Genomic DNA, 26,277 nt, shown 5'->3' with positions numbered 1-26,277 from the left:
GTGCTTGTCGCTCGAGGACTGACGTTTGGTTACGATCCTGGCAAGCCGATTCTTCACGACTGGGACGCGACCTTTGAAGCTGGTGAGGTTGTTGCCGTCACTGGTCCGTCCGGTCGGGGAAAGTCGACCCTGCTATATCTGCTGGGGCTGATGTTGAAACCACTGGCCGGGGAGGTGCTGGTCGCCGGGAAGTCCGCTGCGGGGTTGCGAGACAAGCGGCGTGCGGGCCTGAGAGCGAACTTGTTCGGGTTCGTATTTCAAGACGCTGCACTCGATGCATCCCGCACCGTGCTCGACAACGTGGTCGAGACCGCGCTGTACCGGGGCGACTCCCGAGGTGCTGCAATCGGACGGGCGCGTGAGTTGATGGCCCAGTTCGGGGTGGACCTGCGTGCCGAGGCGAAGCCCGGCCAAGTCTCTGGTGGCCAGGCGCAGCGTATTGCCCTGTGCCGGGCACTATTGGGAGATCCGCGCATCTTGCTTGCGGACGAGCCGACGGGCAACCTCGACCCGGCCTCTGCAAGTGTGGTCGTCGATGCGTTTCACGCTCAAGCAGCGTCAGGGGCTGCGGTCATCGTCGTCACCCACGACCCGTCCCTCGTGGCTCGCTGCGATCGGACGATCAACCTGTGAGACGTTTGGGGGCGGTGATCATAGAAGCGCTGGCCACCGCGCGGGCACAGCCCGTATCCTCCGTCGTCTCGATTGTGATCGTCGCAGGCATGGTTGGGGCGGTGCTGCTGACTACTGGCCGCACGGTTGGGGCTGAGCAGGCAGTGCTGAATTCGATCGACTCTGCCGGCACCCGTTCAATCGTCATCCGTGCTGAGGGCGATGCGGGCCTAGACACCAGTGTTCTGGAACGAATTGGCAACATCGACGGGATTGCCTGGTCGGGAGTCTTCAGCTCGGTGCAGGATGTCACCAACGCCGCCGTTCCCGGTGGCACGACGGTTCCAGCGCGCCTAGCGTGGAGTGATCAACTTGGCGAGCTTGGCTTGCCGGCAGCTCAGGCGGTCCAGAACCGCACTGCATGGGCTTCGAACGCCGCACTCGACCAGCTCGGAATGCCCGACGCCACTGGCGGCGTCGTCACGGGTGCCGGGGCGGAATTCGCCATTGCGGGCCGCATTCCAGTTCCCGACTACTTGCGCTTCCTCGAACCTCTGATCGTCGCCCCCCAGCAAATCGACTCTGACGACCCGCATACCGTCAGCATCCTCGTCGTGATCGCGGAACGCCCCGACCTTGTCTCCCCAGTCTCCCAAGTGGTCCTGTCGGTGCTGGCCGTCGACGATCCGACTAAAGTTACGCTGACGACCAGTGAGGGCCTCGCCACCCTTCGCGCCCTCATCGAAGGCCAGCTTGGCAGCTTCGGCCGCAACCTCGTAATCGTTATATTCGCCCTCACCGCCTCGCTCGTAGCGGCGATCCTCTACGGTTTCGTGATGCTTCGCCGCAAGGATTTCGGACGCCGCCGCGCACTTGGCGCATCCCAAGGCCTGATCATTGGGCTGTTATTGACCCAGATGGCCTTCCTGAGTGGGATCGGTGCGGTCATCGGGTGCGCCGCGACTGCGATCAGCCTCGTCATTACTGGCGACCCACTCCCTGGAATCGCGTTCTTCGTCGCCGTCAGCGTGCTCGCGATCGCCGTCGGCGTCATCGCCGCACTGTTACCCGCTAGCGTTGCCGCACGACGAGACCCCCTCGCCGAGCTAAGAGTTCCGTGAGGCCCTGGTTTCAGCGGCTTGCAGGGCACCAACGACGTTGATCCCTCCTACGGTGAGAGAGTCAGGCGTTGAGCGCAGAGCGTACACGTCAGCAGGGTGCGCAATTCGCAGCACCCGATACACATGGCTGGTAGACCCCAGCGACCACGCGCAGAAAAGCGATTCAACTTGGTATAGGACCAATCCCGTTCCTCCGCTCGGCGGCCGAAGGCGGCCCGCTCCCGCTGAGTCTGAGCAAGGGAAGTCTGCTGTCCGCCGACCTCCCATGGGCAACCGCCGCACCATCAGCCGAACCAGGGGCGCTGGAAACTGTCGTCGCCGCTTGCCCAGCCCGACATGAAGCCCGATCAAGCGAGCGTCTAGCGCGACAACCTATCCAAACCAATTGAGCCGACGAGCCCCCTCGTTAGGCGAGCGACCAGCCGGTTGTGCAGGCGTGTGCTGACATTTGTGCAATCGTGAACGGAAAATGACAGGTTCCGACCGGGCGGAATTGCAACGGTGCCCGTTTGACTGTCCCGACATTAAGCCCGATGACCGGGCGTCATACGCACGAGGTCGAGGACGGCGTATCTCCACCGACGCAGGCGGGAGCTCTACGCGTGCACTGGTCGCCATGGAGGCCTCGGCGAACTCACGTATGCGGGTGCCGTACTTGAGCAAACGCTCGTCGTAGCAGGGGCGCGAGACCGAGCCCGAAGAGTCATCCAAAGTGCATGATTCTCAGATGTTCGAGGCCAGCCCAAGTGAATCGAAGTGGATCGAGCACCACAGTAACGGCCGACGGGAGCAATCAACCGCCGCGGAATACACGTTGGATAAACGACCAGTGCATCAAGTCTTGCCCTTTCGGTGAAGACAAGAATCCCTGATCAGATGAAATTTACAGTAGGGCGGCCGGGACTTGAACCCGGGACCGACGGTCTGCGCCGGGGCCATTTAGGCTGATACTCGACCCGGATCTAAACCTCGGTTGGTCTCGACTTTTCTCGATCTGATCTGCAGCTTCTTGCGTGAGATATCGCCATCATTATCTCAACACCTCGACCCGTTTCGGCGGGTCTCGGAGCAATAAACGGTAAATAAACATGTGTGCGTCAAGTCTCTGGCTTCCGCCGAGATCTGAGGGGCTAGCCAAACGACAGGGCTGGCTGGGTACGTGGACTCGGCCTAAGAACAAATGAAGCGGACCTGGTCAGTCCTTCGCACCGGCGCGCGAGACGGGATTCCGCGGTTTTCCGCGGTTGTCATGCCATTTAGTGTACGCGTGAGGACGGATCTCTTCGGCCCAATTCTGGTCGAAACAGGGTTTCTGGCAAGTTTCTGGTTACGCGCATGGATGCCCGTATGAGTGCCGGACTTTGGGAGTTCTCAGCCGTGCTCACACGCGTTCCCAAATGGCGGCGAGGCCTTGGCCGCCGCCGATACACATGGTTTCGAGCAGGAACTGTCCGTCGGTGCGGTGCAGGTGGCGGGCGGCGGTGGCGAGGATGCGCATGCCGGTCGCGCCCACCGGGTGGCCGAGGGAGATACCGGAGCCGTTCACGTTGGTGCGGTTCCAGTCCTTCTCGGTGAAGTTCCATTCCCGGGTCACGGCGAGCACCTGCGCGGCGAAGGCCTCGTTGAGCTCGATCAGGTCCATATCGGCGAGGCTCAGCCCGACACGCTCGAGTGCCAGTTTCGTCGCGGGCACCGGGCCGAGGCCCATGCGCGAGGGCTCGACGCCGGCGCGCGCCCAGGATCGCAGCTGCACGAGTGGGGTGAGGCCGAGTTCGGCGGCACGTTCGGGCGTGGTCACGATACACGCGGCCGCGGCGTCGTTCTGCCCGCTCGCATTTCCGGCGGTGACGGTGGCGGCGGCATCCGCTTTCCCGAGGATCGGCTTCAAGCCGGCCAAGGCGTCCAGCGTGGTCTCGCGCGGGGTTTCATCGACCGAGACGACGGTGGGGCCCTTGCGGCCGGGCACCGTGACCGGCACGATCTCGTCCGTGAAGCGGTCCGCAGCGACGGCGGCGAGGGCGCGCTGCTGGGACCTGACGGCGAGTTCGTCCTGTTCCACCCGATCGATGCCGTAATCGCGGCGCAGGTTCTCTGCGGTCTCGAGCATCCCGGCCGGCACCGGGAACCGGCGTCCGCCCGCAGTTTCCCGGCCGCGGCCGAGCGCGTCGCGCAGGAGCATGCCCGCGGTACCGCCGACACCCCAGCGGGACTCCACCGTGTAGAAGGGTGCCTGGCTCATCACGTCGACGCCTCCGGCGATGGCGAGGTCGCTGACACCGGTCTGCACCTGCATCGCCGCGTCGAGCACGGCCTGCAGCCCGCTGCCGCACCGCCGGTCGACCTGCACGCCGCCGACGGTGACCGGCAGTCCCGCGTTCAGAGCGGCGACGCGGGCGACCGGCACCGCCTCCGCCGTCGGGTAGGCCTGGCCGAAGATGACATCGTCGACGAGCCTGCCCTCTAGCCCGGTGCGTTCAATCAGCGCGGCGATCACCGCGGCGGCAAGGTCGGCGGGCGCGACCGTCTTGAACGCGCCACCGAACCGGCCGATCGGGGTGCGCAGCGGCTCGCAGATAACGACCCCGCGCAGGGCGGTCATGCGACCGCTCCAGCGGTGGCATCGTCGAGCAACGTGCGGATTGTGAGCGGGGTGACCGGCACGAGCAAGGTCGCCTCGGTCGCGGCCTGCACCGCCTCAACCGTGACGCCCGGCGCCAGCTCGCGCAGCACCAGCCCGTCCGGGGTGACGTCGATCACGGCGAGGTCCGTGATGATGCGCGTCACCACCGCCTTCCCCGTCAGGGGCAGGTCGCAGGCCGTCTTGATCTTGAACTCCCCCGTCTTCGTGACATGCTCCATCACGACGATGACGGTGTCGGCGCCGTGCACTAGGTCCATCGCCCCGCCCATGCCCTTGATCATCGTCCCCGGCACCGCCCAGTTCGCGATGTCCCCCGCCACGCTCACCTGCATCGCACCGAGCACGGCGACGTCGATCAATCCGCCACGGATCATGCCGAAACTCTGCGCCGAATCGAAATACGCCGCACCGAGGTTGACCGTCACGGTTTCCTTGCCGGCGTTGATCAGCTTCGGATCCTCCTCCCCCGCCCACGGGTACGGGCCCACGCCGAGCACCCCGTTCTCGGAGTGCAGCACGACGTGCACCCCGGCGGGCAGGAAGTTCGGGATCAGCGTCGGCAACCCGATTCCGAGGTTCACATACGAGTCCGGGGTCAGGTCCTGTGCGGCGCGGGCCGCCATCTGGTCACGCGTCAACGCCATTAGTTCGCTCCTTCAGTCGATACCGTCTCAGAAACGGATGCCCCGGGCCGGGTCCTCGTCGTCGTCTTCTCGATCGGGAGATCCGCGGCATCCGCTGCCCCCAGCTGCACGATCCGGTCCACGTAGATGCCGGCGAGGTGCACCTGGTCGGGGTCGATCTGTCCCGGTTCGACGAGCTCGTCGACCTCGGCTATGGTGATGCGGCCGGCCATGCCGGCGACCGGGTTGAAGTTGCGGGCAGACTTCTCGAAGACCAGGTTGCCGTGCCGGTCACCCTTTGCGGCGCGCACGAGGGCGTAGTCGGTTACGATCGCCTCCTCCAGCACATACTCCTTCTCGGAGCCGAGCGAGCTGAACCGGTGGGTCTGCTTCGGCGGGCTCGATACCGTCACCTCGCCGTCCGGCCCGTACCGCCAAGGCAGGCCGCCGTCGGCGACCATCGTGCCCACGCCGCTCGCGGTGAAGAACGCGGGGATGCCGCTGCCGCCGGCGCGCAGCCGCTCGGCCAGTGTGCCCTGCGGGGTGAGCTCCACCTCGAGTTCCCCGCCCAGGTAGCGGCGGGCGAAGTCCTTGTTCTCCCCGATGTACGACGCGATCACCCGCGCGATCCGCCCCTCCCGCAGCAATTCCCCGAGGCCCCAGCCATCGACGCCGCAGTTGTTGCTCACCACGTGCAGCCCGGTCGTGCCCTGCGCCAGCAGCGCCCGGATCAGCACGATCGGCACCCCCACCAGGCCGAAACCACTGCAGGCGATCGAGGCGCCGTCGGGAATGTCGGCGACAGCGGCTGCCGCCGAAGAATATGTCTTATCCATGGAACAGGATCCTTAAGTTGTGGGTGTGGTCGCTGCGGCGTCGAGCTCGGCGAAGGTGTCGCGGGCTACGGCGAACGCGGCGTTCGCGGCCGGCACCCCCGCGTAGATGGCCGTGTGCAGAATGGCTTCACTGATCTCGGCACGGCTGAGCCCATTGGTCAGGGCGGCACGCACGTGCATCGCGAGCTCGCCCTCGTGGCCGCCGGTCACGAGCGCCGCGATCGTGAGGAAGCTGCGGGTGCGCCGGTCCAGGCCTGGGCGGGTCCAGATCTCGCCCCAGGCGTAGCGGGTGATGAAGTCCTGAAAGTCGGCGGTCTCGGGGGTGATCGCTGCCGTGGCACGGTCGACGTGGGCGTCGCCGAGCACCGCGCGGCGCACTGTCATCCCGTCGGCGTAGGCCGATGCCGCGGTGCGGGCTGACACAGCCGTACCGCCCCCGGGTACGGGACTGTCGTACAGCGCCTGCAGCAGTCGGGCCACCTCCGTGGGGCGTTCCAAGGCCGGCAGGTGGGCGGCGCCGGCGATGACCTGGTGGCGGGCGCCGGGGATCGCGGCGGCCAGGTCCACCAGCTGCTGGGTCGGGGTGGCGATGTCGAATTCCCCCGAGAGGCACAGTGTCGGGGTGCGGATCCCGTCGACGGTATCCGTCACGTCATAGTGGGCGAGTGCTTCGCAGCACAGTGCGTAGGACTCGTCGTCGAGGGTGGTGAGCTCGTTCAGGGCAGCGGACCCGGCGGCCGGGTCGCGTTCGAGAAAACCGGGCGCGAACCAGCGTTCGGCGCTGCTCACGACGACGCTCGGGGTGCCGCTGCCGCGAATCTGCGCGGCGCGCTCTCGCCAGCCATCGGGAGTGCCGATCTTCGGTCCAGTGCAGATCGCGGCGAGGCTCAGCAGCCGCTCGGGATGCCGCAGTGACAGCTCGAGGCCGATGGCGCCGCCGAGGGAGACGCCGGCGTAATGGAAGGCACCGCCGCCGATCGAGTCGACGAGAGTGATGACGGCGTCGGCGAGCTGGGCGACGGTGAACGGATGCGACGCGGCAGGGCTGGCTCCGTGCCCGGGCAGGTCGAAACGCAGCACCCGCGAGGTCTCGGCGAGGGCGCAGACGACACTGTTCCAGAGCGAAGTGGTGGTTCCCAGCGACGGGCCCAGCACCACGAGCGGCGGGGCCGCGGCCGGGCCGCGAACGGGAGTGACGGTTCCGATCAGGGTGGGGACCGTGGAGCGAAGAACGGGCATCAGGAGACGGTCCTTGTCGATTCGGGTGCGGTATCCGCTTGAGCGCACTGGTTGCGGTAACGGTCGAGCACCCGGTCGATGACGACCGAGGACTGGCCCAGGTCAGCGACGCCGGTGAAAACGTCCCAGATACGGGAACGCAGTGCATCATCGCGACCGTCGGAGGCCAGCACACCGGCGAGCACGATCTGCAGCGGACGATTCGTTTCGAATGCCTCGCGCGCGGCACGCTGCACGACATCGAACGCGGCAGTCTTACCGAGAGCCTCGGCCAGGATGGTTGTGACGCGTTCGCTGAAGATGAGCCCATCGGTGTGCTCGAGGTTGGCGCGCATGCGTTCGGGATCGATATCAAGGCGGGCGGCGAGTGACGCGACACCGGTGACAGCAGACACCGAAAGGCCTTCGAGGGTGCGCAACGGCTGCCACTCCGCGTGCCAGGATCCGCTTGGCCGCTGATCTTCGGCCAGCACGCTGCCCATGAGCGTCGACGCGAGCCCCGGGGTCTGGCGGGCGGCGGCTACGACAAGTACGGCCGAGACTGGGTTGCGTTTGTGGGGCATCGCTGAGGATCCACCCTCCCCCGCACCGAGGCGCTCACTGACCTCGCCGATCTCGGTGCGCGAGAGCACGCTCACGTCGAGGGCGATGTTGCCGGCCACGGCGGCAGCAGTGGCGAGCACTCCGGCCAGGTCCGCGATCACCAGTCGGTTCGTGTGCCAGCTCAACTGCGGCACGACCAAGCGCAGGTGTCGGGCGAAGCCGTGCACGACCGCGTCGACGGTGTTCTGGGCGGGCGCGTCGGGTTGCCGAGTCCGGGCGATTTCGGTGAGCACGGCAAGGTTCCCGACCGCTCCGCCGAGCTGCGCGGGCAGGGCCTCGTGCGCATCATCGACGCGGTGCAGCACGGCCAGTACGGCGTCGAGCCAGCCTGCCGCGAGAAAACCGAAACTCGTCGGGGAGGCTTGTTGGCCGAGGGTGCGGCCGGCCATGACGGTGTCGCGGTGGTCGGCGGCGAGGCGGGCGAGGGTTGCTGCCAGGTCGGTGAGCTGGCTGATCAGTTCTGCAGTCACCCGGTGCGCGACGAGCATCGCCGCGGTGTCCAGGATATCCTGGCTCGTCGCGCCCACGTGGATGTGGTCCGATGCCCCGGCCCGAACGGCCTCCGCGGCTGCCCCGAGGTGTTTCACGAGCGGGATCACGGGATTGCCGCCGCCGCGGCCCTGCGCCGAGATCGCGGCCAGGTCCAGGAGCGACGCATTGGTGAGCTCGCCACAGACGGCGCTCATCCAGTCGGGCACCAGCTCGGCGTCTATGAGCGCACGGGTGAGCGCAAGCTCCGCGTCGACCATGGCCTGCAGCCAGGCCGAGTCACTGGTGAGCTGCGCCTCCCTGCTGCCGTGGCCGAGAGGGTTCAGCAGCCCGGCGTCGATGCTGGGCCAGCCCGACACCGTGGTGCCATCGCTCACCGTGCCTGCACCGTTGTCAGGCATCGAAGTCGAGGAAGACGGTTTCGCCCTCGCCCTGTAGGGGGATGTCGAACCGGTACGAGGCTGGTCCGTCCTGCACGCTGATGAGGGTGGCGCGGCGATCGGCGGGCACCTGGGCCAGCACGGTATCGATGGCGAGCAGCTCGGCATCCGCTGCGAAATAGACCCGGGTGAAGAGATGGCGGGTGAGGCCGCGGGCGAAAACGGTGACCAGCACGTACGGAGCGTGGCCGGCTACCGGCCCGGGCTTCACGGTGGTGAAGGTGTAGTGGCCGGCCATCGTGGTGGCGGCGCGGCCGAAACCGGTGAACGTGAACCCGTCACGGTCGAGGCTGCCGAGCTCGCGACTGATCGCGCCCTCAGCGTCAGCCTGCCAGATTTCGAGCAGGGCGTCGATGACAGGTTCGCCGGCACCGTCGGTGACGGTGCCGTGCAGGCGGATCGCCTGCGGGTGATGTCCGGGCACGAGCTCGGGTCCCCGGTCGTAGGGCAGAGCGTAGCCGTAGAACGGGCCGATGGTCTGCGACGGCGTCTGCACGAAAGTTTTGGTCGCAAGCGTGCCGTTCGCGGGCACACGCGTGTCAGCGGGGAGCTGGTCAGTCATGGGCGTCTTCGCCTTCCATCCAGGTGGCTCCCGGGCCGGTCAGCACGATGTCCCAGCGGTAGCCGAGCGACCACTGCGAGACACTGACATCGTGGTCGTAGGTTCCCACCAGCCGGGCCCGGGCGGCCGGGTCGGCGATAGACTGGTAGATCGGGTCGAGGGCGAACAGAGGATCACCGGGAAAATACATCTGGGTGACGAGCCGTTGCGTGAACGCGTTGCCGAAGAGCGAGAAGTGGATGTGCGCCGGCCGCCAGGCGTTCACGTGATTCTTCCACGGGTACGCGCCAGGCTTGACGGTCGTGAACTTGTACTCGCCGTTGTCACCAGTGATGACACGGCCGACACCGGTGAAATTCGGATCGAGCGGGGCAGGATGCTGGTCACGCTTGTGCACGTACCGTCCGCCGGCGTTCGCCTGCCAGAGCTCGACCAGCTGGTGCCGCACCGGGCGACCCTCGCCGTCGAGGACCCGACCACTCACGGTCATACGTTCGCCGAGAGGCTCCCCCCCGTGCTGAATGGTGAGATCACTCTCCAACTCGTTGACATCGGTGTGTCCGAAGGCAGGCGAGACACGCTCGACCTCCTCGGGGTCGACCCGCACCAGCGCGTGGGTGGGGTGACGCAGCACAGTACTTCGATACGGCGGGTAGTCGCGACGGGGATGCAGCTCGGGCGCGCCGCCCTGCCGGACGCGGCGGGCGGCATCCGCTTCGATATCGCGGATTTCGGTGCTGACGGCACCCTGCGTCTCACGACCGGGAACGACACTGGGTTTTTCGAAGGGCACGGATTCTCCTTGCACTGGTGGTCTAAGTAGGCGGGTGTGGAGTGACCCGCGGTCTACAGCCGCAGGCCGGTGTACTGCTCGGCCAGCATGCGTTGCGCGAGCGGCGAGTGGGTGACGTAGTCGAGCTGGCCGACCTGGCTGCGATAGTCGAAAGCGTCGGACTGCAGGTCGCCTGGGCTGCGGTGCAGCATGTCGGTCATCCAGCGTGAGAACTGCTGGACGCGCCATTGGCGGGCGAGCGCGGTCTCGCTGTAGCGGCCGAGGAGGGAATCGTCGTTCCGGTAGTGCGCGGTGAGCGCAGCGGCGAGCTGGGTGACGTCTGAGATAGCGGAGTTGAGCCCTTTGGCGCCGGTGGGCGGCACGATGTGGCCAGCATCTCCGACCAGGAACAGGCTGCCGTAAGTGAGGGTGGAGGCCACGAAACTGCGCATTGGTGTGATCGACTTGTCGGTGATCGCGCCCTCGGTGAGGCTCCAGCCCGGAACGGCGAGGCGCACATGGAGCGCCTCCCAGATGCGCTCGTCCGACCAGTTCGCGATGTCATCGGCCGGATCGACCTGCAGGTAGAGGCGAGAGACCGCGTGCGAGCGCATCGAGTGCATCGCGAAGCCGTCCTCGTGCAGGGCGTAGATGAGCTCGTCCGTCGAAGGGGCGACGTCGGCCAGGATCCCGAGCCAGGCGAACGGGTAGCTGCGGTCGAAGAGAGTGATGCGCGCGGCCGGAATCGATGATCGGCAGATTCCGTGGAATCCGTCGGCGCCCACGACGAAATCGGCTGTGATCGTGTGCTCCTCCCTCTCGTGAATGAAGGTGACGCTCGGTGTCACCGACTCGAGGTCGTGCACCGCGACGTCCGCCGCCTCGTAGTAGACGGTCGCCCCGGCGCCCCTGTGGGCCGCGACGAGGTCCTTTACCACCTGCTGCTGACCGTAGACGGTGACCGTGCGGCCGATGAGATCGTTAAAGTCGACCCTGTGACGCTCCCCGCCGTATTGCAGATAGATGCCCTCGTGCTCCATGCCCTCGGCTTTGAGGCGGTCGCCTAAGCCGAGGTTGGTGAGGTATTCGACGGAGCCTTGCTCGAGCACGCCGGCTCGGATGCGGCCGAGAACGTAATCCTGGGAGCGGTTCTCGATCACGATCGAAGAGATGCCAGCGTCGCGCAGTGCCCAGCTGAGCAGGAGGCCCGCGGGACCGGCGCCGATAATGGCGACGGGTGTGGTTTCTGAGGACACGGGCTCTCCTAGCGACAATGACAGGTGGAATGACCAGTGTGCGGACAGGCCGCCATTCCGGGTTAAAAACTTTCACTCAGTGGAAGATGATCTACCGAGATTTTGGACCGTGCCGGTCAGGATGAGGCGCGACGATATCCAAAGGCGCGGCTGATGCCTCGCGCCGCTTGGCGAACGGCGTGCTCGTGGTGGGGAGACGACCGATCACCGGTTCCTGTCACCACGGAGACCGCTGCTACTACCTGGCCGGTTCGATCTCGAATCGGAGCGGCCAGCGAGCTCGAGCCGATCGTCATCTCCTCGCTCATTGAGGCCAGACCCTCGAGTCGTATCGCCGCGAGTCGCCTGCGCAGCGAGGCGGGATCGGTCACGGTTTGCGGTAGGAATCGCTGCAGGTCGGAGGCGAGATAGTCGAGGATGACGTCAGTAGGTGCGTAGGCGAGCAGCACTAGGCCCACTCCGGTGGAATGCAGCGGCAGGCGACCGCCGACCCGGGAGATCACCCGGACCGCGTGATGGCCCGACAGCTTCTCGACGTAGAGCGCGTCCCGGCCGTCCCGGATGGCGAGGTGCACGTGTTCGTGGGACGCCTCGTACAGATCCTCGAGGTAGGGCAGCGCGATCGTGCGCAGGTTGTGCGCGGTCGGCGTCTGCACGCCGACCTCCCATAGCCGCATTCCGAGCGCGTAACGCCCGTCGTCCTGCCGGGTCAAACCGCCCCAGGTCACCCATTCGGCGACGAGGCGGTGAGTCGTCGACAACGGCAAACCGGCCCGGAGCGCAATGGCGGTGAGGCTGAGGGCGGCGACAGCGGACGGCGTGGTAAACGCATCGACGATCGCGAACAGCCTGGCTGCCACGGAGCGGTCGTCGTCTGAGGGCGCGACGGAACCGGCGACTGACTTCGACTGCGCCGGTTTTCCAGACATTGTCCCTTTACGCTAGTGGCACGAGGGCGACCGGCGGGCAGCCGGGGCGGTAGGGGTCACGAAAGCGTCGGCGACACCTCTAGAGTAGGGATCTCCCGACGTTTCGGGAGATGATCCGTGAGCCGAGGCTGCAGTGGCAGGTCACTTAACGGCTCCGGGCCAGTCGGTCACGAGCAGGGTATTGATGATTCTGGCGTCCTTCGAGGCCAGCCCCGCCGCTCGCAGCCTCTCCGATATCAGTCGGGCGAGCGGGCTACCGCAAAGCACCGCCCACCGGCTGCTCGGCGAACTCGAAGCATGGGGTGCGGTGCAGCGCGATGCGCAAGGCCGCTACCAGATCGGCCTGCGCCTCTGGGAACTCGGCCAGCATGCCGGCCGCAAGCTGCGCGACGTGGCCCGTCCGTATCTCCAGGACCTCTTCGGGCTCACCCAAGAGACCGTGCACTTCGCCATTCGGGACGGCTCCGAAGTGCTGTACATCGACCGGGTCTACGGCAGCCGGCGCGTGCCGCAGGCCAGCCGCGTCGGCGGGCGGCTGCCACTGCACGCCACGGCCGTGGGCCGGGCGATCCTCGCGTTCGAGGAAGACTGGGTGCAGGGCGCCGTCCTCGACAGGCCGCTCGCCGCTCGCACCGCGCGGACCATGACCGACACCGCCGAGCTGCATCGCGAGTTGGGCCGGATCCACGCACGCGGATTCTCGCTCGCCTCCGAAGAAGTGCAGCTCGGCTCCTGTTCGCTCGCGGTGCCCGTTTTCCAGTCCGCCGGCTGCATCTTCGGCGGACTCGGCATCGTGCTACCGATCAGCCGCATGCACCAGCTCGAACGCTATCTCCCCGCCCTCCTGGGCACCGCGCAACGCCTGCAGGGCGGCATTGCACACCTGCCGGCCAATCCGTCTCCCGCGCGGAATGCTTCAACCTAAACCAAGACACTTCCGCCCAGTGGGACAGTAGGCACCACCGGCCAATCGGACAGCCTTAGATAGACCTCGCGAGACCTCAGAGGCGAGGACGCAGATGAAGGAGCCTTCATGATCGCTCAACCCGTTGCCACTCAACCCGCCGAAACTTCGCGAGACACCACCCCCGCGCCACCGGTACAACTGGCGAGCGGATGCCCCGTAGCCCACGGCCCCGCATCCCCGGCCCCCGCATCCCCGGCCCCCGCATCGACGGCACACCACGGCTACGCCCCGTTCGCTATGGCCGATCCGTTCCCCTCTTATACCGCCCTGCGCGAGAACGCGCCAGTCATGTTTGACGAGCAGCTCGGCTACTTCGTCGTCTCCCGCTACGACGACATTAAGGCGACGTTCGACAATTGGCAGGTCTTCAGCAGCGAGAACGCCCAGGCCCCGGTGCGGGCCCGCGGCGCTGCCGCCACGAAAATTATGAACGACGGTGGCTTCACGGCCTACTCGGGACTATCCGCCCGCATTCCCCCGGAACACACCCGCATGCGCGCCATCGTGCAGAAAGAATTCACCCCGCGCCGCTACAAGAAGCTCGAACCGACCATTCGCGAGAACACCGCGCGGCTGCTGCAGCAGATGCTCGCCCACGCGGATGCCCGCGGCGACTTTCTGACAGATGTCGCGGTTGACATCCCCACGATCACCATCCTCGGCCTGCTCGGCGTCGGCCCGGAAATGGTCTCGACCTACAAGAAATGGTCGGACTCCCGCGCGGTGATGACCTGGGGGGACCTCAGCGACGAGGAACAAATCCCCCACGCCCACAACCTCGTGGACTACTGGACCGAGTGTCTGCGCCTCGTCTCGGACGCCCACGACCAACTGGCGGCCGGCGAGAACGGCGACAACCTGGTCTTCGACCTCGTGCAGGCACAGGCCGCCGGGCCAGAGATCTCCGACCATGAGATCGCCTCAGTCTGTTATAGCCTGCTCTTCGCCGGCCACGAGACCACCACGACGCTCATCTCCAACACCATTCGCGAACTGCTCACCCATCCTGCAGAGTGGCAGAAACTGATCGACGACCCGAGCCGCATCCCGGCCGCGATCGATGAAACTCTGCGCTTCTCGCCGAGCATCGTCGGGTGGCGCCGCAAGGCCATTGTCGACACCGAGATCGGCGGCGTCGCCATCCCGGCCGGCTCGAACATCCTGCTGCTGATGGGCTCGGCCAACCGCGACCCCGGCACCTTCGAGGAACCGGAAACCTTCGACATCAATCGGGTCAACGCCCGCAACCACCTGTCGTTCGGGTTCGGCATCCACTACTGCCTCGGCAACATGCTCGCAAAAATGCAGGACAAGATCGTCGTCGAAGAAACCCTCAAGGCCGCCCCCGGGCTGCGCCTGATCGACGCCGACACGATCGTGTTCGGAGACAATCTGTCGTTCAGGGCGCCCACCTCGGTGCCCGTTACCTGGGGAGACCAGAAGTGACCACCACGCCCTACATCCAATTCTTCGACGGCGCCAATTCTGACGGCAGCGGCACCCCGAGCCACGAGCTGCTCGGCGGCAAGTGTGCCTCGCTCGTCGCCCTCACCCAGGCCGGGATGCCGGTGCCGCCCGGATTCGCCATCACAACCGCCTCCTACGACGCTTTCATCGCCGCCGCCGGCATCGAGGACGACATCCACGTCCTGCTCGCGGGCCTCGACTCCGACGATGTGGCCGAGGTCGACCGGGTCTCCGCCCAGCTGCGCTTCGAGATCGAGAGCCGCCCGGTTCCCAGCGATGTGCGCGCCGAGTTCGTGGCCGCATATCACTCGCTGCAGGAGCGGTTCAGCGAGCCGGTGCCGGTGGCCGTGCGCTCGTCGGCGACCGCCGAAGACCTGCCAGACGCGAGCTTCGCCGGCCAGCAGGACACCTACCTCTGGCTCACCGGTATCGAAGACGTGACCGAGCACATCCGCCGCTGCTGGGCCTCCCTGTTCACCTCTCGGGCGATCACCTACCGGCTCAGGAACAACATTCCCAACGAGGGCCTGTCCATGGCCGTCGCCGTGCAGAAGATGGTCAACGCCCGCGCCGCCGGCGTGGCCATCACCATGGATCCCACCACGGGCGACCGCTCCAAGATCGTCATCGAGTCCTCATACGGACTCGGCGAGCTCGTCGTTTCCGGCCTCGTCACTCCAGACAACCTCACCGTCGACAAGATCATGCTCATGGTCGTCAAGCGAGCGGTCGGCAGCAAACACGCCGAGCTCGTGCCAGACCCGGCCAACGCGGGCCTGGTCGAACTCGAGGTCTCTGCCGAGCGCCGAGTCGTGCTGTCGATCAGCGAGACCGAGATCACCGCGATCGCGACTATCGCCAAGAAGGCCGAGAAGCACTTCAGGTGCCCGCAGGACATCGAGTGGGCTCTCGACCGAGACCTGCCAGAGGGCGCCAACCTGCTGTTGCTGCAGTCCCGGCCCGAGACCGTGCACTCCTCCGGCAGTTCAGCTGCGCGAGCGGATGCTGCCCCCGCCACCCCGGCCACCGGCTTCGGTATCGAGAGCATCACCCGGTCCCTGCTGGTGCAGGCCGGCAAGGCCTGACCCGCACCACCCGCTGCCTCGCATTCGACCCGCGCCATCCGCTTGCCCGCTCTATCTCCGCCTACCCCGTGCACCACTTCGAGAATGGTTTACCAATGACAGAGAAGTCATTTCCCAGCCCCTACGACCAGGCCCCGGCCGTCGGCGCCGAGGGCTGGAAAGACCTGTACGCCTACAACCTGGTCTTCCAGGAGAACCGCCGCGAGGTCGAGGAGGGCAAATTCTGGTTCTGCGACAGCCAGCACTGGCCGACAGTGACCAAGCCCTTCGAGACCATTGGCTTCGAGTTCGCCGTGTCGTGCCTCGGCCAGTACAACACCCGCCACCTACTCATTCCGCCGGCCAACGGCATCGAATTCCGCATCCACAACGGCTACGTTTTCATGTCGCCGGTCGGCGTTCCCGAAGCCGAGATCGCTCCGCGCGTGCCCGAGTTTATGGCACGCGCCGGCCACTATTTTCAGAACTGGGAGACCCTGCTCGAGCAGTGGCAGGGCAAGATCCGCGGCACCATCGACGAGCTTGGCGCCCTCTCCTTCGAGGCGCTTCCCGACCAGGTCGATATCAACGACGTCACGAGCGGCAAGGGCACCGGGCCGAACAACGACCTGCTCGCCCGCTACGACGAGCTCATCGCGCTCACCTACCGCGCCTGGCAGTACCACTTCGAGTTCCTCAACCTCGGCTACGTCGCCTACCTCGACTTCTTCAGCTTCTGCAAGGAGGTGTTCCCCGGAATTCCCGACCAGGCCGTCGCGAAGATGGTGCAGGGCGTCGACATGGAGTTGTTCCGGCCCGACGACGAGCTCAAGAAGCTTGCCAAGCTCGCGATCGAACTGGGCCTGACCGGCCTGTTTGGTGACACGGAGAACCCGGAGGCTACCCTCGCGGGCCTCGCAGCGGCATCCGCAGGCAGCGAGTGGATCGTTGCCTGGAACGAGGCGAAGGACCCGTGGTTCAACTTCACGGTCGGCAACGGCTTCTACGCGCACGACAAGTACTGGATGGACCACCTCGAGCTGCCGCTCGGCTATATCCGCGACTACATCGGGCGCCTGCAGTCCGGCCAGACCATCGACCGCCCGGTCGCCGAACTCGTGGCCGAACGCGACCGCATCACCGAGGAGTACTCGGAGCTGCTCAGCCCCGAGCAGCTCGCCGCTTTCGAGGGCAAGCTCGGTCTCGCCCGCCAGGTCTACCCCTACGTGGAGAACCACAACTTCTACATCGAACACTGGACCATGGGCGTCTTCTGGCGCAAGGCCCGCGAACTCTCGGCCATGCTCCAGCAGCAGGGCTTCTGGGCGGATGCCGACGGCATGTTCTTCCTGCGCCGCGACGAGGTGCGCGAAGCTCTCTTCGACTACGTCACCGGCTGGGCGGTTGGCGCCCCCGCGATCGGCCCCGACTACTGGCCCGGAGAGGTCGAACGCCGCCGCGCGATCGTGGACGCCCTGCAGCAGCAGCGACCGCAGCCGGCCCTCAACACCCCGCCGGCCGTGATCACCGAACCCTTCACCCTCATGCTCTGGGGCATCACGAGTGACCAGATCAAGAATTGGCTCGGCGACTCCGACGCACCGGAAGGAGAGTTTCGCGGCATGGCGGCCTCGAGCGGCGTGGCCGAAGGCCCGGCCCGGGTCATCAGCAGCTCAGACCAACTCTCCGAGGTGCGGGAGGGCGACATCCTCGTCGCTCCCGTCACGGCACCGTCGTGGGGACCGATCTTCGGCAAGATTCGCGCCACGGTCACCGACATCGGCGGCATGATGAGCCACGCGGCCATCGTCTGCCGGGAATACGGCATGCCCGCTGTGACAGGAACCGGCACCGCCTCGGCGCAGATCACGACCGGTCAGTGGCTGCGCGTGGACGGCAACAATGGCACCGTCACCATTGTGCCAGACCACGTCGTTGAAGGTCACGGGGCTGCCGGGCACGGCGTCGAGGGCCACCGCCACGACCTCACCCTAGCCGGCGACGCCGCTATCCAGCTCGAGGACGCACTGGACGGGCCCGTCCTGGAAGGCAGCCATGCCTGATCCGCGCACGGACCAGCCCGCCGCATCCGCCACAGCGCGTGTGCGGACGGTGCTGATCACAGGCGCCGCCGGCGGTCTGGGCCGTGCCTTCGCCCTGGGCTTCGCAGCCCAGGGCGACCGGGTGGTCGTCGCCGATACCAACCTCGTGGGCGCGCGGCAGACCGTGGCGCTCGTGGAGGCCGCCGGCGGCACCGCCCTCGCCCTGCAGGCCAATGTCACCGCGCTCGATTCGGTGACGCAGCTGGCAGCGGATGCCGCCGCCTTCGCTAAAGAATCCGCCGGAGACTCAGGCTTCATCGACGTCATTATCAACAACGCCGCGATCTACGCCACCATCACTCGCTCCCCGTTCGAGGACATCGACGTGGACGAGTGGGACCGCGTGATGGCCGTGAACCTCAAAGGCCCCTGGCTCGTGACCCGTGCCTGTTCCCCGTATCTCGGCGCCGGCGCCGCCATCATCAACCTGTCAAGCGCGACCGTACTCAGCGGCTCAGCCCAGTGGGCGCACTACGTGGCCTCCAAGGGTGGCGTGATCGCCCTCACCCGGGTGCTCGCCAAGGAACTCGGCGAGCGCGACGTGACCGTGAACGCGATCGCTCCCGGCTTCACCCTTACCGAGGCGAGCTACGGTCTCATCGAGGGCGCCGCCGAATACGGCGTCGACCGCGGCTCGATCAAACGGGCCAGCGAGCCAGACGACATCGTCGGGGCGGCCCTGTTCCTGGCCGGTCCCGGCTCCCGCTACATCACCGGCCAGACCCTCGTGGTCGACGGTGGCCGTCAGTTTCTGTAAGGAGAAGACCATGCCTTCCGTTACCTATATATCCGCTACGGGCACTGAAACCGCCGTCGCGGGATTCCCAGGCGACTCCGTCATGGAGACCGCCGTGCGCAACGGCGTGCCCGGTATCGTCGCCGAGTGCGGCGGCAGCCTCAGCTGCGCCACCTGCCACGTCTTCGTCTGCCCCGACAGCGTCTTCGCCCCGATGGAGGACCTCGAAGACGACATGCTCGACGGCACCGCCATCGACCGTGAGGAGAACTCGCGGCTCTCCTGCCAGCTGAAGCTCGGCGACGCAAATATTCGCGTGACTACCCCGGAAACGCAGGTGTGACCATGACCGACACCGCAACATCCGCTCGCCCCGCGTTGCGGGGAACCCTCATTATCGGCAATTGCCAGGCCGGCGTGCAGCTCGCGTGTTCGCTGCGCGAGCTCGGCGACACCGACCCGATCGTGCTCGTGGGTGAGGAGCCGCACGCGCCGTACCAGCGGCCGCCGCTTTCCAAGGCGTTCCTGAAGGGAGAGGTCACGGCCGATTCGCTGACCTTCCGCACCCACGACTTTTACCGCGAACATAACATCGAGCTCGTCACCCGCGAGCGCATCGTCAGCGTCTCCCGCGACGCTTTCGGCGGCACGGCGGTCGCCGAATCGGGCCGCCGGTTCGACTTCGACCGCCTTGCCCTCACGACAGGGGCCGTTCCGCGCCAGATTGCGTTCGACGGCTCCGGACTCGAGGGCGTTGGCTACCTGCGCACGGCAACGGATGCCGCGCAGCTCGAACTGGAACTCACCGCCGCCCGCAACGTGGTCGTCGTCGGAGGTGGATTCATCGGGCTCGAGGTGGCGGCCGGCGCGAACGCAGCCGGCGCGACGGTCACGGTGCTCGAGGCCGCCCCGCGCCTCGTGGGTCGCGCGGTGAGCGAGCAGACTAGCGAGTTCTACCTGCAGGCACACCGGCGCCGCGGCATCCGTGTGGTGTTGAACGCACAGGTCGTGCGGTTTCTCGGCGAGCACGATCGGGTGACCGGCGTCGAACTCGGCGACGGAACCGTCGTGCCCGCCGATGTCGTGCTGATCGGTGTCGGTGTGCTTCCCCGCACCGAACTCGCCGAGCAGCTCGGACTGGCCCTCGACAACGGCATCGTCGTCGACTCCGGCGCTCGCTGCTCCGACGGCCTCACCGTGGCGGCCGGCGACTGCGCCAATCTGCCCAACCCCTCGATCACCCCGGGCGGCGTGGGCCGGCTGCGCCTTGAGAGCGTGCAGAACGCGGTCGAACAGGCCAAGATCGCCGCCGCGACCCTGCTCGGCCTGCCCGCCGAGTACTCCACCGTGCCCTGGTTCTGGAGCGACCAGGCCGACCTCAAACTACAGATCGCCGGCCTCAGCGGCGGGCACGACCAGATCGTGCTGCGCGGTGACCCAGACAGCGAGAAGTTCTCGGTGCTGTACTACCGCGCCGGTGAGCTGATCGCCGCTGACTCTATCAACAAGCCCCTCGACTTCCTCGCCGTGCGCGGTGCCCTGCACCACGGCCAAAACGTGCCGGCCGACCTGGCCGGCGACGTGACCATCCCGCTCAAGAAGCTCGTGTCCGCGGTTCCCGCGCTGGCCGGAAAGTAACCCATGACGCTGCAGACGATCCACGAAGTCGACACCTCGCCGATCAGCCAGGCAGACTCACTGCTCACCGACCTCGACCCGCTGTGGCGGGCCGTCGAAACCGAGATGCGCACCCGTGGAAACGACATCCACATTCCCATCTCGTTCGCCTTCGCCGAGCGGCTCTGCCGTGTCTATCCCGAGGCCGACGCCCTAGTGGTGCGCGTGGCGATTCTGCTGCACGACACGGGCTGGGCCCGCGTGGACGAGACGAAGATCATCTCGGAGGGGTTCGGCGCCAATTGGCGACACGCCGACATCCGCTATGAACACGAGGTGAAAGGCTGCGACATCGCCCGCGAGGTGCTGCCCGGCCTCGGCTACAGCGCCGAGTTCGTGACCCGCGTGACCGACATCATCGACGGCCACGACACCCGCCCGGTGTCGCACTCGTTCGAGGACTCCCTCGTGCGCGACTCTGACCGGCTCTGGCGCTTCACGACGGCGGGCATCGCGCTCGCGTCCGGTTGGTTCGGGCAGACGCCTTCGTCGTACTGCGCCCGGCTGCGCACCGATATCCTGCCGGAACTGATCACCGCGGCCGGCCGCGAAATGGCCGTCTCTGAACTCGAACGCTCCGAATCCCTGCTGCGCACCGCGGTGCTCTGATGGCCCTGCTGCAGGCAACACTTCCGTACACCCACACCGACGACCACTTCATCGACGGTGCCTGGCAGCGCTCCACCGGCGTGGGGCGCACCGAGGTGACCAACCCGGCGACCGGGGAGGTCTGGGCGTCGGTGCCGCAGGCATCCGTTGCCGACCTCGACGCGGCCGTCGCCGCAGCCCGCCGCGCGTTCACAGGCAACGACAGCTCTATTTCGAACGCGGGAGGCAGCGGATGGCGCGACGTCGCTCCAGCGGAGCGCGCCAGGCTGGTGCGCCGGCTGGCGTCGGAAGTCGAGAAGCGTTCCGAGGCCATCTCGCACACCAACACTTGGGAGAACGGGTCACCGGTCTCGGAGACGTCGAAGGCGGCGGCGAACGCAGCCTCGATCTTTCGCTACTTCGCGTCGCTCGCGCCGATGCTCGAGAGGCCCGACATCCGCCCGTTTCCCGACGGATCGGCCGAAACCATGGTGCGTCTCGACCCGGTCGGGGTCTGTGCGCTGATCGCGCCCTGGAACTTTCCGATCAACCTCGTCGTGGCCAAACTCGCGCCGGCGCTGATGGCCGGCTGCACCGTCGTGATCAAGCCGGCCTCTCCGACGCCGCTCTCGGTTCGGCTCATCCTCGACGCCGCGGACGCCGCCGGCATCCCGGCCGGTGTCATCAACCTCGTGACCGGGCCGGGCAGTTTCGGCGACGCCCTCGTGAAGCACCCGGGCATCAACAAAGTCGCCTTCACCGGGTCCACGCCCGTCGGCCGCTCGATCGCGGCGGCGTGTGGAACCCTGCTGCGCCCGGTGACGCTCGAGCTCGGGGGCAAGTCCTCGGCGCTTGTGCTGCCGGATGTCGACCTCGAGGCCATGTCGGAGGTGCTGATCCGCAGTTGCATGCGCAACACCGGACAGACCTGCTATATCTCGACGCGCATCCTCGCGCCGGCAGAACGTTACGACGAACTCATCGACATGGTCACCGCGACGATTGCGGCAGCGCCTCAGGGCGACCCGATGGACCCCGCGACGGTGTTCGGCCCCTCCGCTACCCGTGCCCAGGAACAGGTCGTGCGCGGGTACATTCGCAGCGGCCTCGCCGAGGGTGCTCGCGCCACCACCGGGGGCGATGTTCCCTCCGGCTTTGACCGGGGGTTCTTCGTCAAGCCCACCGTGTTCGCCGACGTCACGCCAGGCATGCGCATCGCCCAGGAGGAGATTTTCGGTCCGGTGCTCTCGATCATGCGGTACTCCTCCGTTGATGAGGCCGTGCAGATCGCCAACAACACCCCGTTTGGCCTCGGCGGCACGATCTTCTCCGAAGATCCCGATGCCGCGTTCGCCCTGGTTCCGCGGCTCGACACAGGCTCGGTCGGCCTCGGGTTCTTCGCCTCGAATCACGCGGCGCCGTTCGCTGGCCGCCACGACTCGGGCCTCGGGGCTGAATTCGGTCCGGAGGGCCTGCGCGCGTATCTCAGCGTGCAGTCGGTGCACCGCCGCATCCGCTGACCCGATTCGCCATATGCGCCTCCGCAAGCGCGACAACAACGGGTGACGGCGACAGCACAGGCCGCAGAGGTCACCCTTTTTTAGCGCAGCCGTGCGATGCCAACCGCCGACGTGTTGGACTGCGCCTGTTAGTGCTTTGTTGTGCACGACAAGCGTGCCGCTGATGGTCACCCGCGGCGGGTCGGCTTTCAAGTCGACGTCGCACTGCCGAATGGCGAGCACTTCTCCGATGCGCGTGGCGGTGCCGAGCATCACCTCGATGATGTCGCGCACCTGGCCGTCGGACCGCGGCCCCATCCTGCCTTCCTCCGTGCGCCATTCACGGGCTGCGAGGCGGATAGCGGCAATCTGGTCGGGGGTGAGCGCCTTCGGCGTGTGCGGAGGGCTCTTCATGCGCGACGTCTCCTTCATCGGATTTCGCGGAATGATCTCCCGCCGCGTCGCGAACGCCAGGATCATGCCCAGGATTGTGCGGGAGTGCTTTGCCCGCGCATACGACTGCGCTCGCTGCTTCCTGAGGAAGAGCTCTATACGACCGACGGTCACCTCCCGAATCGCAAAGTTCTCGAAGTAGGGCAGCACAAGCACGCGCAACTGACGTTGATAGGTGTCCTTCGTGCCCTGGGAACGGTCGACATCGAGCATCACGTCCTCCATCCACGCGGCCGCGAGCAACGCAAATGGTGAACTCGCCGTGAGCGCGTCGCCACTGCCGCCGGCTCTCAGCCGGTCGACAAGTTCTGCTTTGAGGGACGCCTGCGGAGCGTTACGACTCGGTCCGGTCGCCGTCACTCTCCGCGTTTGACCATCCCAGTCCCGGAAGCGAGTTATGGCCCGGAAGATTCCCGGACCGACTTGTTGAGTCGTGATGGCGCCGAACGTGCTGACTGGCAGACGTGGTCGTCCGGCCATCAGCCCCTGGCCCCTTCGTCGACGACGGGAGTCTCTGGCTCGTGGAGCCCATCGAGCCACCGCACCACGTCGGAAACGCGGAAGCGAATCTCCCTGCCCACTCGAATGCCCGAGGGACCACGTCTGTCGGTACGCAGATCGTAGATCGCCTGCGTCTGCACGCCGAGGTACTCGGCGAGCTCGCTCGTCGTTAAAACCAGCTCGAGGCCGAGCCCAAAGTGTCGTTCGCTGTCCATAACCCATAGGTGATCGAGGTCATTCCAGATGACCCGAACCGGGTCGTGCACCTTCCGTACGAGAGGCCGGAGATGGTGGATATTTTTTAATAAAAGACCAATAAACGGATAGTGCATCAAGTCTTGCCCTTTCGGTACAGACAAGAAATCCTGATAAGAATCAATTTACAGTAGGGCGGCCGGGACTTGAACCCGGGACCGACGGTCTGCGCCAGGGCTCTTTTGGACCAGACCAAGCGCGGACTGATACCTCGGTTATTCTCGACTTATCTCGACCTGATCAGGACCTTCTTGTGTGAGATGTCGTCACCATTATCTCAACACCTCGACCCATCTCGATGTGTCTCGAGGCAATAAACGTTGAATAAGCGTGCGCGCGTCAAGTCTTGAATGGCAGCTCCTTCCTCTATGTCGCACACCTAAGGGCGTCCGCAGCAATAGGTGCACCTGCTCAACCACCAGATCGAGCGCGAAGTCGCCGAGGATCAACAGGTCGACGCCGGTGATGGTGATCCGCACGAGGTCTCGCAACTGTGCGGTTCAATCACCCAATACACGAAGGGTCCCATCACAGTTGCGAGACACCAGCTATGCGCAGCACCTACCGCAACCCGTAGCCATACCGACCACCACAGCGCTACCCCATCCCCCATGACTGACGCTCATGACGCCACAGGAGTCGCCGCGTTCAATTCCAAGGCTCCTCCGCCAATCTGTTCCGAATGCGAGCTACCGATGGAAGAAGTCATGCACCATCGCGTCCACGAGTGGGCCTGCGTGCGTGATACCTGCCCCAAGCGTTTCCACCCCACGTTTGAGGAGCTCATCGACCCCGAGCTGCTTATCGTCATGGGCCGGCCGGACTGCTACCGCTGCCACCAGCGCCGCGACATGACGCGTGTCGGGAACGTCGTGCGCTTCGAGTGCTCGAACCCGAATTGCAACGAATTGTGGCGCCTGATCAGCGCCAAGAACAAGCGCGCCCGTGCCATCGTTTCCCAGGCTGCGGCAGCCACCATTCTCCCTACTGACCCCGGCGCTGCGGGAAGAATCCGCAGCACGACGGGCGCCCCGCGATCGGCTGTCGCATCTGCCCGCCGTCCCGCCGCTCGATGACTCACTGCTGATCGATCGGTGGGATCTTCCACCGCAAGAGAGCAGGACTCTCACCGCGGCACCGGCGCTCCTCGCCGCACTGTCCGTTGAATGAGGGGAAGCACTGTTTCCAGCGGCACGCGTTGTTTTTCGGGATTCGTCTTGGCCGAGCAGTATCGACAGTTGCGTGCATAGTGGCAGCGCAACAGAACACAGCGCGGCAGACGTGCTCCCTGCTGGCAAGGATGGGTCTACCTGCGCCCCGTATGCTTGCATCCGTGATCGCCGCCATCGCCTTCGTCACTCTGATTGGCCTGCTGGTTCTCTTCCAGCTCTCCCTCGCGTTCGGCGCGCCGTGGGGACGATTCGCGTGGGGCGGGCAGTATCCCGGCGTGCTTCCGCTCGGGTATCGGATCGCCTCCGGCGTCTCCATCCTGATCTACGGGTTCATCGCCCTGCTCGCCCTCGACCGGGCGGGTGTCGCTGACGTGTTTCCGAACGCATTCTCGCAAGTGGGAATCTGGGTGGTCGTTGGATACCTCACCCTCGGTTTGGTGATGAATGCGATCTCCCGGTCCAAACCAGAGCGGTATGCAATGACACCGGTCGCCCTCGCGCTCGCGATCCTCGCGCTGCGGATCGCGTTGAGCGGCCCCGCCGAGGAATCGTTCGCCGGCATGGTGCTCGATGATGGAGACGGACCGGTGTTCTGCACGACGATCATGGAGTCCTACCCGCCCCAATGCGGCGCCGACTCCCCTGCTCTTACCGGGTGGGATTGGGCCGCGGTCGAGCACGAGCAGTCACAAACGATCCGCTGGGGCGAGTACCGATTCGAGGGCGAGCGCGAGGGCAACACCATCTCCATCAGCGGTTCGACATCGCCGCTGCACAGACCGGGCGCAGGGAAGGAAGCACCACACCCATGAGGGTACTTGTCTTCGGTGGCGCATTCGCCGCCCTCGCCGTAGCAGCAACGTTGCTGACGGGGTTGCACGATCCCGCCGAGCATCGCCGACCGGGTCGCGCGCGGCTTCCCTGAATCGCTGACTGCAGCCAAGCGTTCCGAGATCCCGTGAGAGAAGTCGTCCGTCACCTGGCTCGAGGGCGGAAGCCGGTTCGCGCTCATCACCAAACGAGGAAAGGCGCCGCCCGATAGGGGGACCCTGAAAGCACTCATCCCGGAATCCCATCGTCCAGGAAGAGGGAGGAATCGCGGGCTATCCTGTCGGCCGCTTCAGGCGCTGGATCTAGGTTAAGTCGGTGGCGACGACCACCAATAGAAAGCCGAGCCGGAGACATCGGCGGCGGCTAACGACCGGATTCGCTATCACCCGGCGCGTGCGGCTTCGAATCCGAGCCTCGCGGATCTTTGTGAAAAGCAGGGTGATCCGATTGCTTCCACAACAGGCGGAAGGTGAAGACGTTTGACGCAAGCACGATGACCATGACCACTGGTAGCAGCGACCTGGGTGCCCAGCCGACTACAAGGTCCGACACCCACAACACACCCACCACAACTAGCGCTCCCAGCATCACCCAATACCAGGGCGAAAGCCGGCGCCGACGAGACATAGTCCTACCTTCGCACGCTTCGGTGCGCGGCGGCAGTAGTCGCGAGGACGCCGTCGGGAGATGTGAGGCCAACCGAAGAATTCGGCGTGGGGGTTGAGCTTCGGAAAAAGCACCCCTGTTTTCAGATTTACGGTGCGATGTCCGCAATTGAACAGACTGCTGGCGTCAACCCGTTGAACGTGCCCGCAATTTCCGCAATCCGGGAGCTCAATGGG

The 26,277-nt window shown here is 66.0% G+C and carries 23 protein-coding genes and 1 pseudogene; 13 read left to right on the top strand and 11 right to left on the bottom strand.

The features are described 5' to 3' along the window. Entirely contained in the window at positions 1 to 633 is a 633-nt protein-coding gene (locus E3O11_RS13000) for an ABC transporter ATP-binding protein (protein ID WP_092449022.1), read from the top strand. Next, positions 630 to 1,733, top strand: a complete 1,104-nt coding sequence (locus E3O11_RS12995) for an FtsX-like permease family protein (protein ID WP_241994722.1) — start codon at positions 630 to 632, stop codon at positions 1,731 to 1,733. Before E3O11_RS13000 ends, E3O11_RS12995 begins: the two co-directional genes overlap by 4 nt. A 1,381-nt stretch (positions 1,734 to 3,114) precedes the next feature. On the opposite strand, the gene E3O11_RS12990 is transcribed toward E3O11_RS12995, so the two are convergent. From E3O11_RS12990 to E3O11_RS12950, 9 genes are all read right to left on the bottom strand, one after another. Then, positions 3,115 to 4,332: an acetyl-CoA C-acetyltransferase gene (locus E3O11_RS12990; protein WP_206750980.1), complete on the bottom strand. Its 1,218-nt coding sequence runs from the start codon at positions 4,330 to 4,332 to the stop codon at positions 3,115 to 3,117. Beyond that, the gene (locus tag E3O11_RS12985; RefSeq protein WP_092449024.1) at positions 4,329 to 5,018 is read right to left on the bottom strand and encodes a 3-oxoacid CoA-transferase subunit B; all 690 of its coding nucleotides are present in this window, start codon (positions 5,016 to 5,018) and stop codon (positions 4,329 to 4,331) included. The genes E3O11_RS12990 and E3O11_RS12985 overlap by 4 nt, the downstream gene beginning before the upstream one ends. Continuing rightward, positions 5,018 to 5,833 (bottom strand): CoA transferase subunit A, encoded by an 816-nt coding sequence (locus E3O11_RS12980; protein ID WP_092449025.1) that lies wholly within the window; start codon positions 5,831 to 5,833, stop codon positions 5,018 to 5,020. The genes E3O11_RS12985 and E3O11_RS12980 overlap by 1 nt, the downstream gene beginning before the upstream one ends. A 12-nt stretch (positions 5,834 to 5,845) precedes the next feature. Further along, positions 5,846 to 7,072: a bifunctional 3-oxoadipate enol-lactonase/4-carboxymuconolactone decarboxylase PcaDC gene (pcaDC, locus tag E3O11_RS18575; RefSeq protein ID WP_092449026.1), complete on the bottom strand. Its 1,227-nt coding sequence runs from the start codon at positions 7,070 to 7,072 to the stop codon at positions 5,846 to 5,848. Next, entirely contained in the window at positions 7,072 to 8,565 is a 1,494-nt protein-coding gene (locus E3O11_RS12970) for a lyase family protein (protein WP_092449027.1), read from the bottom strand. Before E3O11_RS12970 ends, pcaDC begins: the two co-directional genes overlap by 1 nt. Continuing rightward, entirely contained in the window at positions 8,558 to 9,166 is a 609-nt protein-coding gene (gene pcaG / locus E3O11_RS12965; RefSeq protein WP_092449028.1) for a protocatechuate 3,4-dioxygenase subunit alpha, read from the bottom strand. Before pcaG ends, E3O11_RS12970 begins: the two co-directional genes overlap by 8 nt. Beyond that, positions 9,159 to 9,959 carry a protocatechuate 3,4-dioxygenase subunit beta gene (gene pcaH, locus E3O11_RS12960; RefSeq protein ID WP_241994721.1) on the bottom strand — a complete coding sequence of 267 codons (801 nt, stop codon included), beginning with the start codon at positions 9,957 to 9,959 and terminating at the stop codon, positions 9,159 to 9,161. Before pcaH ends, pcaG begins: the two co-directional genes overlap by 8 nt. Positions 9,960 to 10,012: 53 nt before the next feature. After that, positions 10,013 to 11,194, bottom strand: coding sequence for a 4-hydroxybenzoate 3-monooxygenase (locus E3O11_RS12955; protein WP_092449030.1), 1,182 nt, complete (start codon positions 11,192 to 11,194; stop codon positions 10,013 to 10,015). 116 nt (positions 11,195 to 11,310) lie between these two features. Further along, complete coding sequence (locus E3O11_RS12950) at positions 11,311 to 12,123, bottom strand: IclR family transcriptional regulator (protein WP_092449031.1); 813 nt, start codon at positions 12,121 to 12,123, stop codon at positions 11,311 to 11,313. A gap of 133 nt (positions 12,124 to 12,256) precedes the next feature. Here E3O11_RS12950 and E3O11_RS12945 point away from each other — a divergent pair, with 133 nt between their 5' ends. The 9 genes from E3O11_RS12945 to E3O11_RS12905 all read left to right on the top strand — a co-directional run bounded on the left by E3O11_RS12945 (position 12,257) and on the right by E3O11_RS12905 (position 22,244). Then, the gene (locus tag E3O11_RS12945; RefSeq protein WP_241994720.1) at positions 12,257 to 13,048 is read left to right on the top strand and encodes an IclR family transcriptional regulator; all 792 of its coding nucleotides are present in this window, start codon (positions 12,257 to 12,259) and stop codon (positions 13,046 to 13,048) included. 108 nt (positions 13,049 to 13,156) lie between these two features. After that, entirely contained in the window at positions 13,157 to 14,536 is a 1,380-nt protein-coding gene (locus tag E3O11_RS12940) for a cytochrome P450 (protein ID WP_092449033.1), read from the top strand. Continuing rightward, positions 14,533 to 15,642, top strand: coding sequence for a PEP/pyruvate-binding domain-containing protein (locus tag E3O11_RS12935; protein ID WP_092449034.1), 1,110 nt, complete (start codon positions 14,533 to 14,535; stop codon positions 15,640 to 15,642). The genes E3O11_RS12940 and E3O11_RS12935 overlap by 4 nt, the downstream gene beginning before the upstream one ends. 95 nt (positions 15,643 to 15,737) lie before the next feature. Continuing rightward, positions 15,738 to 17,684 (top strand): PEP-utilizing enzyme, encoded by a 1,947-nt coding sequence (locus E3O11_RS12930; RefSeq protein WP_092449035.1) that lies wholly within the window; start codon positions 15,738 to 15,740, stop codon positions 17,682 to 17,684. Continuing rightward, positions 17,677 to 18,480 carry an SDR family NAD(P)-dependent oxidoreductase gene (locus E3O11_RS12925; protein ID WP_092449036.1) on the top strand — a complete coding sequence of 268 codons (804 nt, stop codon included), beginning with the start codon at positions 17,677 to 17,679 and terminating at the stop codon, positions 18,478 to 18,480. Before E3O11_RS12930 ends, E3O11_RS12925 begins: the two co-directional genes overlap by 8 nt. 10 nt (positions 18,481 to 18,490) lie before the next feature. Continuing rightward, positions 18,491 to 18,802, top strand: a complete 312-nt coding sequence (locus E3O11_RS12920) for a 2Fe-2S iron-sulfur cluster-binding protein (RefSeq protein WP_092449037.1) — start codon at positions 18,491 to 18,493, stop codon at positions 18,800 to 18,802. 2 nt (positions 18,803 to 18,804) lie between these two features. Then, positions 18,805 to 20,097: an NAD(P)/FAD-dependent oxidoreductase gene (locus E3O11_RS12915; RefSeq protein ID WP_092449038.1), complete on the top strand. Its 1,293-nt coding sequence runs from the start codon at positions 18,805 to 18,807 to the stop codon at positions 20,095 to 20,097. Between the two features lie 3 nt (positions 20,098 to 20,100). After that, the gene (locus E3O11_RS12910; protein ID WP_092449039.1) at positions 20,101 to 20,745 is read left to right on the top strand and encodes an HD domain-containing protein; all 645 of its coding nucleotides are present in this window, start codon (positions 20,101 to 20,103) and stop codon (positions 20,743 to 20,745) included. Next, on the top strand, positions 20,745 to 22,244 hold the full coding sequence (locus E3O11_RS12905) for an aldehyde dehydrogenase family protein (RefSeq protein ID WP_092449040.1): 1,500 nt from the start codon (positions 20,745 to 20,747) through the stop codon (positions 22,242 to 22,244). Before E3O11_RS12910 ends, E3O11_RS12905 begins: the two co-directional genes overlap by 1 nt. A gap of 414 nt (positions 22,245 to 22,658) precedes the next feature. On the opposite strand, the pseudogene E3O11_RS18805 reads toward E3O11_RS12905, so the two are convergent. Then, a pseudogene (locus tag E3O11_RS18805) lies at positions 22,659 to 23,156 on the bottom strand (tyrosine-type recombinase/integrase); the annotation flags it as partial. Further along, positions 23,156 to 23,443: a helix-turn-helix domain-containing protein gene (locus E3O11_RS12900; protein ID WP_198415597.1), complete on the bottom strand. Its 288-nt coding sequence runs from the start codon at positions 23,441 to 23,443 to the stop codon at positions 23,156 to 23,158. The gene E3O11_RS12900 and the pseudogene E3O11_RS18805, both read right to left, overlap by 1 nt. 696 nt (positions 23,444 to 24,139) lie before the next feature. On the opposite strand from E3O11_RS12900, the gene E3O11_RS12895 reads away from it, so the two are divergent. Both E3O11_RS12895 and E3O11_RS18250 read left to right on the top strand, forming a co-directional pair. Beyond that, the gene (locus tag E3O11_RS12895) at positions 24,140 to 24,508 is read left to right on the top strand and encodes a hypothetical protein (protein ID WP_092449042.1); all 369 of its coding nucleotides are present in this window, start codon (positions 24,140 to 24,142) and stop codon (positions 24,506 to 24,508) included. A 257-nt stretch (positions 24,509 to 24,765) separates the two neighbouring features. Then, complete coding sequence (locus tag E3O11_RS18250; RefSeq protein ID WP_241994719.1) at positions 24,766 to 25,416, top strand: hypothetical protein; 651 nt, start codon at positions 24,766 to 24,768, stop codon at positions 25,414 to 25,416. The last annotated feature ends 861 nt before the right edge of the window (positions 25,417 to 26,277 follow it).

Source organism: Cryobacterium levicorallinum (genome assembly GCF_004402405.1).
In the GTDB taxonomy this organism is placed as follows: Bacteria; Actinomycetota; Actinomycetes; order Actinomycetales; family Microbacteriaceae; genus Cryobacterium; species Cryobacterium levicorallinum.
Note: the sequence above shows the minus strand (reverse complement) of the source record. Positions and strands in the feature narration are given on the sequence as shown.

Excerpts from the sequence above, each read along its gene's own strand:
- pcaDC (WP_092449026.1), bottom strand. The coding sequence starts at position 7,072 with ATGCCCGTTCTTCGCTCCACGGTCCCCACCCTGATCGGAACCGTCACT.
- E3O11_RS12970 (WP_092449027.1), bottom strand. The coding sequence starts at position 8,565 with ATGCCTGACAACGGTGCAGGCACGGTGAGCGATGGCACCACGGTGTCG.
- E3O11_RS12985 (WP_092449024.1), bottom strand. The coding sequence starts at position 5,018 with ATGGCGTTGACGCGTGACCAGATGGCGGCCCGCGCCGCACAGGACCTG.
- E3O11_RS12905 (WP_092449040.1), top strand. The coding sequence starts at position 20,745 with ATGGCCCTGCTGCAGGCAACACTTCCGTACACCCACACCGACGACCAC.
- E3O11_RS12915 (WP_092449038.1), top strand. The coding sequence starts at position 18,805 with ATGACCGACACCGCAACATCCGCTCGCCCCGCGTTGCGGGGAACCCTC.
- E3O11_RS12925 (WP_092449036.1), top strand. The coding sequence starts at position 17,677 with ATGCCTGATCCGCGCACGGACCAGCCCGCCGCATCCGCCACAGCGCGT.
- E3O11_RS12910 (WP_092449039.1), top strand. The coding sequence starts at position 20,101 with ATGACGCTGCAGACGATCCACGAAGTCGACACCTCGCCGATCAGCCAG.
- E3O11_RS12930 (WP_092449035.1), top strand. The coding sequence starts at position 15,738 with ATGACAGAGAAGTCATTTCCCAGCCCCTACGACCAGGCCCCGGCCGTC.
- E3O11_RS12895 (WP_092449042.1), top strand. The coding sequence starts at position 24,140 with ATGCACCATCGCGTCCACGAGTGGGCCTGCGTGCGTGATACCTGCCCC.
- E3O11_RS12940 (WP_092449033.1), top strand. The coding sequence starts at position 13,157 with ATGATCGCTCAACCCGTTGCCACTCAACCCGCCGAAACTTCGCGAGAC.
- E3O11_RS12990 (WP_206750980.1), bottom strand. The coding sequence starts at position 4,332 with ATGACCGCCCTGCGCGGGGTCGTTATCTGCGAGCCGCTGCGCACCCCG.
- pcaG (WP_092449028.1), bottom strand. The coding sequence starts at position 9,166 with ATGACTGACCAGCTCCCCGCTGACACGCGTGTGCCCGCGAACGGCACG.
- E3O11_RS12980 (WP_092449025.1), bottom strand. The coding sequence starts at position 5,833 with ATGGATAAGACATATTCTTCGGCGGCAGCCGCTGTCGCCGACATTCCC.
- E3O11_RS12950 (WP_092449031.1), bottom strand. The coding sequence starts at position 12,123 with ATGTCTGGAAAACCGGCGCAGTCGAAGTCAGTCGCCGGTTCCGTCGCG.
- E3O11_RS12920 (WP_092449037.1), top strand. The coding sequence starts at position 18,491 with ATGCCTTCCGTTACCTATATATCCGCTACGGGCACTGAAACCGCCGTC.